Raw genomic sequence first — 8768 nt, 5'->3', positions numbered from 1 at the left:
AGAAAATTGTTGTAATTTTCTATGTTTGTTAGGTCTTACGCAAAAAAGTCTTAAAGCCCACATTTTACCGTAGAAGCAATTCATGAATTACCCTACATTTCGTCCTTTTGCGTAATTCCTATTTGTATTAAAACTGTTGCTGAAAAATTTCTGGGGAATTTACTCGAAAAGGCTCAGCGCCTAAAGATTTAGGATCAATGCGCCAACGCTCCTCAATGGTACTGTACTCAGCAATCTTCTGAGCTCGACGATTATGTAACAGCACATTAAAGTTTTGCTTTTGAGCTTCAGTGCCTAGCTTAAATAGAAAGCTAAATCTCTGTAAATAATCAGAAGCTGTCCATCTAGTTGTATTAATCGTGACGATCGCTTGTTTTGATTCTGCATCGATCTCAATCTTCTCCACCCAACCTTGCTGTAATCGCTGAGTTTTCCACCAAAGACTTGGCTCGACTGGTGCTTGGGGGATGCTGACTTTCTCCTCGGCAACAGTTTGCTTAGCGATCGCTAAAGGTGCGATCGCGCCAATACTTAGCACTAATAAAACATGATTAACAATTCGCCTGTCAGCCATCCTAAACCTCATGATGTATTTTTCAGGACTTCAGCCATTATAATCGCTTTATAACAATTCACAGAAGTGTTGCCACACTTCTGTGAATTGAAAACCAAGCCCTGTAAGGGTTTTAAAAACACAAAATGGCTACGCCATTTTGTGTTTTGGTATTAGAAAGGATAAAGGGGGTTAAAGTTCCCCATTGCAAGGCTATTAAACAGGAGTAATATCATGCCAGTTGTGGCAGTGATCGACTACGACATGGGCAACCTACACTCAGCCTGCAAAGGTTTAGAGATGGCAGGCGCAACCCCAATCGTCACCAATAATCCCCAAGAGTTGGCTGATGCCGATGCTATTGTTTTGCCAGGGGTAGGAGCATTTGATCCTGCGATGCAAAAATTGCGGGCGACTAAGCTAGAACAGCCAATACATGATGCGATCGCATCGGGCAAGCCATTTTTAGGAATTTGCTTAGGGATGCAAATCCTATTTGAAAGCAGCGAAGAGGGGCAAGAAGCAGGCTTAGGCATCATCAAAGGTCAAGTCAAACGATTTAGTCATGAGCCAAGTCTGACAATTCCGCATATGGGCTGGAACCAGCTAGAACTAAGGCAAACAGATTGTCCGCTTTGGCAAGACTTAGGCACTAGTCCTTGGATGTATTTTGTGCATTCTTATTACACCGCACCCATTGATAGCTCAGTGACAGCCGCGACGACAACCCATGGCAGCCAAACAGTTACAGTAGCGATCGCCACAGATAATGTGATGGCAGTACAATTTCATCCCGAAAAATCATCCAATGACGGGATACATTTGCTATCAAATTTCGTCAGAATGATCAGTGCGTAGCATAATAGTAATGTCTTGTGAGATTTATGAAGATCCAAATGATCAAAAAACTGGGTATTGTTTCCTGTCTAGCTGTAGCTTGTGCTGTGGTTTCACCATCTGTAGTTCGCGCCCAATCCAACTCAGGATTTATTCTGTTTGGCGGAATCAAAGATAGTGCACTTGACTATTGTCTTGATAATGGCGGCAGTGGTCGTAGCGATCGTTATTATTTAGAAGTAAAGCCACAGAAATTCAAAGTTTCCGAAGTGATCATCACCTACCCAGATCATTTTAATGGCAGCTTTGATACATCAGACATGAAACTGCGCGTAACCGATCAATGCCGTGGGGGCAAAGACTTAGAGATTGAATCGGCAACTTGGGATAAAGAAACTCGCCGTATTACAATCATCCCTAAAGAGGCTATTCCTTCCAAAACAGCAATTCGAGCCGTGCTATCTAACGTCCGAAATCCTGACTATAGCGGTTTCTATCAGTTTGACGGCAGAGTCATGCGAGCTGACATCCCCGTACCTCAATATATTGGCTCATGGGTGATTACCCTCGATTAATACTATAAAGGCTCGCAATGCGAGCCTTTATAGTATTGTGAGTCTTACAGCGCAAAGCGCTGAAACCAAAACCAAGAGTTTAGTTAAAAGTGCTGCAAGGCAGCACTTTTAACTAAACTCTTGTGGTTATTTTGATTGCAAATTGCTGTAAATTTCATATTTGAAAATGAATATTCTTATTAGTAATGACGATGGCATTTATGCAGCAGGGGTAAGGGCGCTAGCTGAAGCACTTAGTGACACTGAGCATCGGATTACGGTTGTCTGTCCAGATCGTGAGCGATCAGCAACAGGACATGCCCTTACCTTACAAGAGCCTTTGCGAGTTGATCAAATTTCTGGAGTTTATCCTGCGGGAATTGAGGCTTGGGCATGTTCGGGTACACCTTCGGATACTGTGAAATTAGCACTTGATGCATTATTAAGCGATCGCCCTGACTTAGTTTTATCTGGAATTAATCGTGGCGCGAATTTGGGAACGGATGTCTTGTACTCTGGTACGGTATCGGCTGCGATGGAAGGAGTACTAGAAGGAGTGCCAAGTATTGCCTTTAGCTTGGCTAGTTTCACACATCCAGACTTTAGTGCTGCTGCCAATTTTGCTAAAAAATTAGTCAAGATGATCGCCACTTATCCTCTCGAAGAAGCAATTCTACTGAATGTAAATATCCCCGCAATTCCTGAAGCAGATATTTGCGGAGCTGTAGTAACTCGTTTAGGAATTCGTCGTTATAAGGATCTATTTGAGAAGCGCATCGATCCGCGTGGCAAAACATACTACTGGCTATCTGGTGTAGTAGTTGAAGAAGAAGCGGAAGCGGATACAGATATTCAAGCAATTAGAGATAATTACGTGACAATTACACCGCTTAAATATGATTTGACTCTGGCGGCTGCGATGCCATTTCTGCAAACATGGACGGAAAAATTAACGGCTCTATGATCTGCGTACAAAGCGTAAATAGACCAAGAACTCAAGTTCTTGGCTAAAAGCTAAAGTCGGTTGAAACCGACTAGAGAAATTTAACCCGTTTCAACGGGTTTAAGCTTTTAGCCCGCACTTGAGTGCAGGGTTAATGCGATCGCAAGAAAGATAAAGTCCCATTGTCGGCATCAAGTTCAGCGATACAACCAACGGGTAAGGGAGCATTTTCGCCATCATGCCCAAATGGTAAATGCATCACAATTGGAATTCCTAAATCTGTCAACCGATCGCGCCATACTTCTTCCATTGTAAAACTTGGAGTAGAAACTTCCGATTGACTAAAACGCCCGATCGCAATCCCTTTTAATTTTTGCAAATGTCCCGACCAACGCCAATGGGTTAACATGCGATCAACCCGATAAGGAGCTTCGGATACATCCTCGATCGCTAAAATTACATTCTCCAGATCAGGACAAATATTCGTACCGATGATATGTGTCGCAAGGGTTAAATTTGCGGGTAAGAGAACACCTGTTGCTTGACCATTATTCCAACCTTCCCCTTCTAATGTGATCGCATCAACTTTTCCTTCCACCCAATCAAATAATTGCTGTTGCGATCGCTCTGGTTCATTGCCTAATGTTGTGATCACTGGTGCATGTAAGCCCCCAATCCCCTTATGTTTTGCCAAGCCCCAGAGTAGAGCCGTAATATCAGAAAAGCCAATTAACCATTTGGGGCGATCGCTAAGTTCTTGCCAATCAAGTTTTTCGAGGAGACGCATTGAGCCATAGCCTCCTCGAGCACAGGCGATCGCTACACAATTAGGATCGTTCCAAGCCTCAACAAATTGCTGGCAGCGCTGCTCGTCAGTTCCAGCTAAATAGCCCCAAGGCTGACTAAGATCATCAGGCATGGTCAATTCATAACCGCGATCGCACCAGATTTTTAGTCCTTGCTCAAAGCGTTCCCTTTCACGTAATGCACCACTAGGAGCAATGACGCGGACTTTTTGAGAAGGCGTAATAATCGATGGGAATTTAGTTGGCTGCATAATTCAGAAATATAATGATTACTCAAAAACCTCGCTAAGCGAGGTTTTTGGGATTTAAGATTGACGGATTTGGAAGTGTTGTTGAGGAACAGGGAATCCTGATTCACTAAAGCTTTCGCGAATAACTCGATTGGTGTCAAAGTAGACTTGCCAATAGTGAGCATTGTTGCAGAAAGGACGTACGGCAAGCACTGGTCCCATGGGAGTGAAGTCGATAATTTCAATTACTGGTGCAGGATTGCTAACCACATTGGGAATATTGCGAATCCTTTCTTGGAGAACTCGCACTGCTTCATTGGAGTTAACAGAATGATCCAGTTGTGCTTGAAGGTCAACGCGACGGTAAGGATTTGTAGAAAAGTTTTGGATATTGTCAGAGAAAAGCTTGTTGTTGCCAACAAATGTACGCACATTATCAGGTGTATCGATGGTTGTTACAAATAAGCCAATTTCTACAACCGTGCCTGTGATGCCCCCAGCAGAGATAAAATCGCCAACTTGAAATGGACGCAAGACAATCAGGAATACCCCAGCGGCGAAGTTAGCTAATAAGCCGCTCCATGCCGCCCCGATCGCTATACCAGCCGCTGCTAAAAGAGCAGCAAAAGAGGTTGTTTCAACACCAAAGTATCCAAGAATAGCTACAACTAGAATGATGTTTAATAACACCGAAAGGCTAGAAGTTAGATAGCTGATCAGTGTTGCATCAATACGTTGTTTTTTTAGCGTACTGGAGGTAATGGAGATCGAAAAATCGATCAGTTTGCGCCCGATAAACCAGAGGATTATCGCGGCAACAACTTTAAATGCGGCTCCAGCAAGCAGATTTAAGTTAGTTGCAATAAAAGTTTGAATAGTTGCTGCATCCATAGAAGTAAAGACTTTCTCCCTTTAAAATTAACGAAGTTGTAAATTTTACGCCAATTTTGATTGATTTGTTGTTTTCAAATGAGTATGAACTCATTTGAAAACAACAAATCAATCCCAGTAAAGTTTTGGAGTTTTCATTGTGCCTACGGCACAATGAAAACCGCCATATCTGACTGACCGTTATAGATTTTGACTTATGGTGGTGTAAATCTCATAGAGTTTTTTAGTTTATTAATTTTTATAGAATTATCTGACCTGCTTTTACATCGCTTTACGTTCAAACCCGAACCAAGAAATTTTTTAAAAACGTTGCTTTGCAACGTTTTTAAAAAATTTCTTGTGGTTCCTTGCTTTACGATTAGCAGAACCCAATAAATTTATTTGTTTGGGTTTGAACGCAAAGCGATGTATGAAAGCTAACATCGTCACAGAAGCAAAGGTAAAGTTATGAGCCGTTATTCTAAGCGCGATCGCCTAATCGAGAAACCAGAACAAATATCTCGCGATTCGACCAAAGAACGAATTGAAATGTTTTTTTGTTTAATGCCAGTATTTGGACTGATTCCATCGGCGTTAGCCTTGGTTAGTCAAAGAAGCAGCCGTAAAGTCCGCGATGTTAGCCAAGTGGCGATCGCCTTGATGCTGACTTGGGCGATCGCCTATGGGGCAATGGGTGGCGTACCAGCAGAGGGTGAAACTTTACAAGTTACCGCCGAACTCATTAAGGCAACCATTAGTTCGGGCTATTTTGCACTCTGTATGTATTTGATGTATCGGTTATATCGTCATCAAGCGATCGCCTTACCATCGTTAAAGATTTTGTCTGAACGTAACGAATCAAGATCAGTAAAACGTGATCAAAAGCCTGATAATTAAAATCTGTTTATTTATAGCAATTTACGATCAGGCAAACCACAATAAATTTAAAAAAATGGTGTTTCGCAACACCGTATTTAAAAATTTTTGGTTCGGGATTGAGCGCAAACCACTGTAGGTAATAGGCGGCAAAAAATGCTGCGCATTAAAATCATACTTAGTTTGAAGAGAGTTACTTTATGGCTTTACAAAATGGTAGACGTGCAGCTGGAGGTTTTATGAAAGACTTTCAGGACTTTATCATGAAAGGCAATGTGATCGATTTAGCTGTTGCAGTAGTCATCGGCGGTGCTTTTGGAAAAATTGTCACATCCTTGATCGAGGATATAATCACTCCTGTATTACTGAATCCAGCGCTCAAAGCTGCCAATGTGGAAGATCTTGCTAAGCTGCAAATCAATGGAATTAAATATGGTGTGTTTCTTGCAGCAGTAATTAATTTTCTCGTCATCGCATTTGTGATTTTCTTGATCGTTCGTTCTTTTGAGGCGGCGAAGCGTAAAGAAATTCGTGAAGAAGCTGCGACTGAAGAAGTCAAGCCCGATCCTCAAGAGCGTCTGACATTAGCTGTCGAACGTTTAGCAGAAGTGATGGAATCCAAATAGAATAAATCCCAATAAAATATAAGTGTATGCAAAGCATACACTTATATTTTTGGACAGATACCTCTAGACTGCTTGCATACCATGCCATTTAGACAATTCAAAAACACAATTTATTACTCTATATCTACATCTCTCGTAATTTTAGGAATTGCTATTGGTCTCAATGCTTGCGTTAGTCCCAATAATGATAAAAAACCTGAAGCAGATAAAACACCTGTTCCTATTTTCCTGTTTATCCAATCTTCTCCCGATGGTAAGACTATAGAGGGAATCGTCCCTTCGGATTTAGTGGAACAGTTCGGCAGTTTAGATCGAGTAATTCAATCGATCCCTATAGGCAGTAGTTTTTCATTAGTACAGTTTGGCAAGCCTCTTGGCATGTTCCAAGTGAGCGCAGTGCGTGGCTCAGACGCTTTTGGCGCGATCGCAAGTTTTAAAGTGCAAGCACCAACCAACAGTGAGAAAAATCAGCCACCAAAAAGCTTTGATCCTACAATTTTGCGTCAGCCCAATCTGACAATTGTAGCTAGCGATCGTGTTAATACGGCAAGCGATCGCACCTACTTTTTTAACTGTCCCAGTAAAATCCAACCCCTTGTTCTAGATAAATCACGTAACTTATTTCTAAAACTTGGTGCAACTCAAGCCGCACTCTCGCAAGTTGCGATCGCGTCGTTAGTATGCGTGGATATCGACGGTGACAATCAGCCTGAAATCATTGCAGGTTTACGCCTCGATAATCCAATTCGTCCAGCAGGATTTGATCCCCAAGTGTGGAAAGATTTTCTTGCCCGATCCGCCCTTGAGCGTCAAGAGTACAGCATGTTAGTGATGTTACGAAAATCGGCAAATGGAGATTGGGTATCTGAGCCAATTTTGACCCATACTAGAGCACTTTCTTACATCAACGATAGTGTGAGCAGTTATGCCCTATATGGCATCCAAGAGATCAATGGTGATCGCTACCCCGAAATTATCGTCCAAGAAATTGGCTTAAATTCGCTTGATGTACGCGTGTTTACACCCACTATAGAGCCACAAGGCAAATGGCAATGGCGCAGCTATTACCAAAATCAGCGATCACTAAATATTGTTCAGTAAAAGCGTTGTAAAGTAAAAAGGAAAAAGGAAAAAAAGAAATTATTTGTTTTTTCCTTTTCCTTTTTACTTTTTCCTTGTCAAAAATGCCCTTAGAAACTTCCACCGCGTATCCAGTTATCTATAAACAAGTACGCACTCTTGATGCAGATTCATCTTCAAATATTGCGGAAACTTTTGCGGATGTATTTATTGATAGCGATTGCAAAATCCACCTTAACTTCGATCAGTCCCAAATCCCTCAAGAAACCAATATTGATGAGCGCTCAGACATTGTTCTAGGAACAGGGCTAATTGATATTTACAGTACTAGTAGTGAGCCAGGGCATGAATCTAGAGAAACTATATCTGAGTTGGTGCAAGCAGCTAAAAACGGTGGATTCGCCACAGTTGGCGTTTTGCCAAACACACAACCCGCGATCGATGATATTGCCGCCCTAGAATTTTGGCGCAATGTGCAGCAAAAACATGGAGATATTATCCAACCTTGGGGAGCGATTACCAAAGGCTTAGAGGGAAAACAGCTCACCGATCTTTCCGAGCTATCCGAATCCGTAATTGGCTTTACCGATAGCAAACCAATTGCCAATTTACAACTAGTTCGCCGCGCCATGGAATATGTCAAACCGCTTGGTAAACTTATTGCCCTATTTCCCCAAAATCCTGAACTCGCAAGTAGTGGCGTAATTCGCGAAGGTAAATGGTCTCTCCAATATGGTCTGACTGGCTATCCCGCCGCTGCCGAAACTACTGCCCTCGCCGCCTTAATTGAGTTAGTTCGCCTCACCAAAGCACCCACCCATTTTATGCGTCTCTCCACAGCGCAGAGTGTGGAACTAATTACTCAAGCAAAAAATGATGGACTACCTGTAACAGCTAGCACAACTTGGTTACACCTCTGTCACTGCGATCGCGACTTATCAACCTATGATCCCAATCTTCGCTTGAGCCCTCCCCTTGGCAGCGAAAGCGATCGCCTAGCGTTGATTGCAGGTATTAAATCAGGCGCAATTGATAGCATTGCGATCGACCATACTCCCTGCGCATATGAAGAAAAAGTTGTGCCTTTTGAAGTTGCACCCGTAGGTGCGATCGGTCTAGAGTTTGCCCTGCCCGTCCTCTGGCAAAACTTAGTGATTACAGGACTATTAACCGCTAGTGAGCTTTGGCAAGCCCTTAGTGTTAACCCAGCTAAAATCTTCGGACTCACTCCACCAAAACTATCAACTCTTTTTGACCCAAGCTTAGAATGGCTAGCAAAAGATAGTGCGATCACATCTCAATCGAGAAATAGTAACTATATGGGGCGATCGCTCATCGGCAAAGTTTTGGTATGAGACTGAGCAAAATGGGAAGAATCGCAAAGAGATTCTTC

The 8768-nt window shown here is 42.4% G+C and carries 10 protein-coding genes; 7 read left to right on the top strand and 3 right to left on the bottom strand.

Going from position 1 to position 8768, the window contains the following annotated elements; all coding sequences use genetic code 11:
* Positions 1–127 precede the first annotated feature (127 nt).
* Complete coding sequence (locus tag PseudUWO311_RS08735) at positions 128–574, bottom strand: hypothetical protein (protein WP_142654824.1); 447 nt, start codon at positions 572–574, stop codon at positions 128–130.
* Between the two features lie 213 nt (positions 575–787).
* Here PseudUWO311_RS08735 and hisH point away from each other — a divergent pair, with 213 nt between their 5' ends.
* From hisH to surE, 3 genes are all read left to right on the top strand, one after another.
* Positions 788–1411 (top strand): imidazole glycerol phosphate synthase subunit HisH, encoded by a 624-nt coding sequence (gene hisH, locus PseudUWO311_RS08730; RefSeq protein WP_142654822.1) that lies wholly within the window; start codon positions 788–790, stop codon positions 1409–1411.
* Between the two features lie 38 nt (positions 1412–1449).
* Positions 1450–1965 (top strand): DUF2808 domain-containing protein, encoded by a 516-nt coding sequence (locus tag PseudUWO311_RS08725; RefSeq protein WP_190303438.1) that lies wholly within the window; start codon positions 1450–1452, stop codon positions 1963–1965.
* A gap of 166 nt (positions 1966–2131) precedes the next feature.
* Positions 2132–2908 (top strand): 5'/3'-nucleotidase SurE, encoded by a 777-nt coding sequence (gene surE / locus PseudUWO311_RS08720; RefSeq protein ID WP_142654818.1) that lies wholly within the window; start codon positions 2132–2134, stop codon positions 2906–2908.
* Between the two features lie 130 nt (positions 2909–3038).
* Here the strand turns inward: surE and PseudUWO311_RS08715 are convergent, their stop codons facing one another.
* On the bottom strand, positions 3039–3944 hold the full coding sequence (locus PseudUWO311_RS08715; RefSeq protein WP_142654816.1) for an LD-carboxypeptidase: 906 nt from the start codon (positions 3942–3944) through the stop codon (positions 3039–3041).
* 54 nt (positions 3945–3998) lie between these two features.
* On the bottom strand, positions 3999–4814 hold the full coding sequence (locus tag PseudUWO311_RS08710) for a mechanosensitive ion channel family protein (RefSeq protein WP_142654814.1): 816 nt from the start codon (positions 4812–4814) through the stop codon (positions 3999–4001).
* Between the two features lie 447 nt (positions 4815–5261).
* On the opposite strand from PseudUWO311_RS08710, the gene PseudUWO311_RS08705 reads away from it, so the two are divergent.
* The 4 genes from PseudUWO311_RS08705 (at position 5262) to PseudUWO311_RS08690 (ending at position 8730) form a co-directional block, all read left to right on the top strand.
* Complete coding sequence (locus tag PseudUWO311_RS08705) at positions 5262–5690, top strand: hypothetical protein (RefSeq protein WP_142654813.1); 429 nt, start codon at positions 5262–5264, stop codon at positions 5688–5690.
* Between the two features lie 179 nt (positions 5691–5869).
* The gene (gene mscL / locus PseudUWO311_RS08700) at positions 5870–6295 is read left to right on the top strand and encodes a large conductance mechanosensitive channel protein MscL (protein ID WP_142654811.1); all 426 of its coding nucleotides are present in this window, start codon (positions 5870–5872) and stop codon (positions 6293–6295) included.
* Between the two features lie 81 nt (positions 6296–6376).
* On the top strand, positions 6377–7396 hold the full coding sequence (locus PseudUWO311_RS08695) for a hypothetical protein (protein ID WP_142654809.1): 1020 nt from the start codon (positions 6377–6379) through the stop codon (positions 7394–7396).
* A gap of 83 nt (positions 7397–7479) precedes the next feature.
* Positions 7480–8730 carry a dihydroorotase gene (locus tag PseudUWO311_RS08690; RefSeq protein WP_142654808.1) on the top strand — a complete coding sequence of 417 codons (1251 nt, stop codon included), beginning with the start codon at positions 7480–7482 and terminating at the stop codon, positions 8728–8730.
* The last annotated feature ends 38 nt before the right edge of the window (positions 8731–8768 follow it).

Source organism: Pseudanabaena sp. UWO311, assembly GCF_006937785.1.
Taxonomy (GTDB): domain Bacteria; phylum Cyanobacteriota; class Cyanobacteriia; order Pseudanabaenales; family Pseudanabaenaceae; genus Pseudanabaena.
The sequence above is the reverse complement of the archived record's forward strand: the minus strand, read 5'-3'. Positions and strand labels throughout refer to the sequence as shown.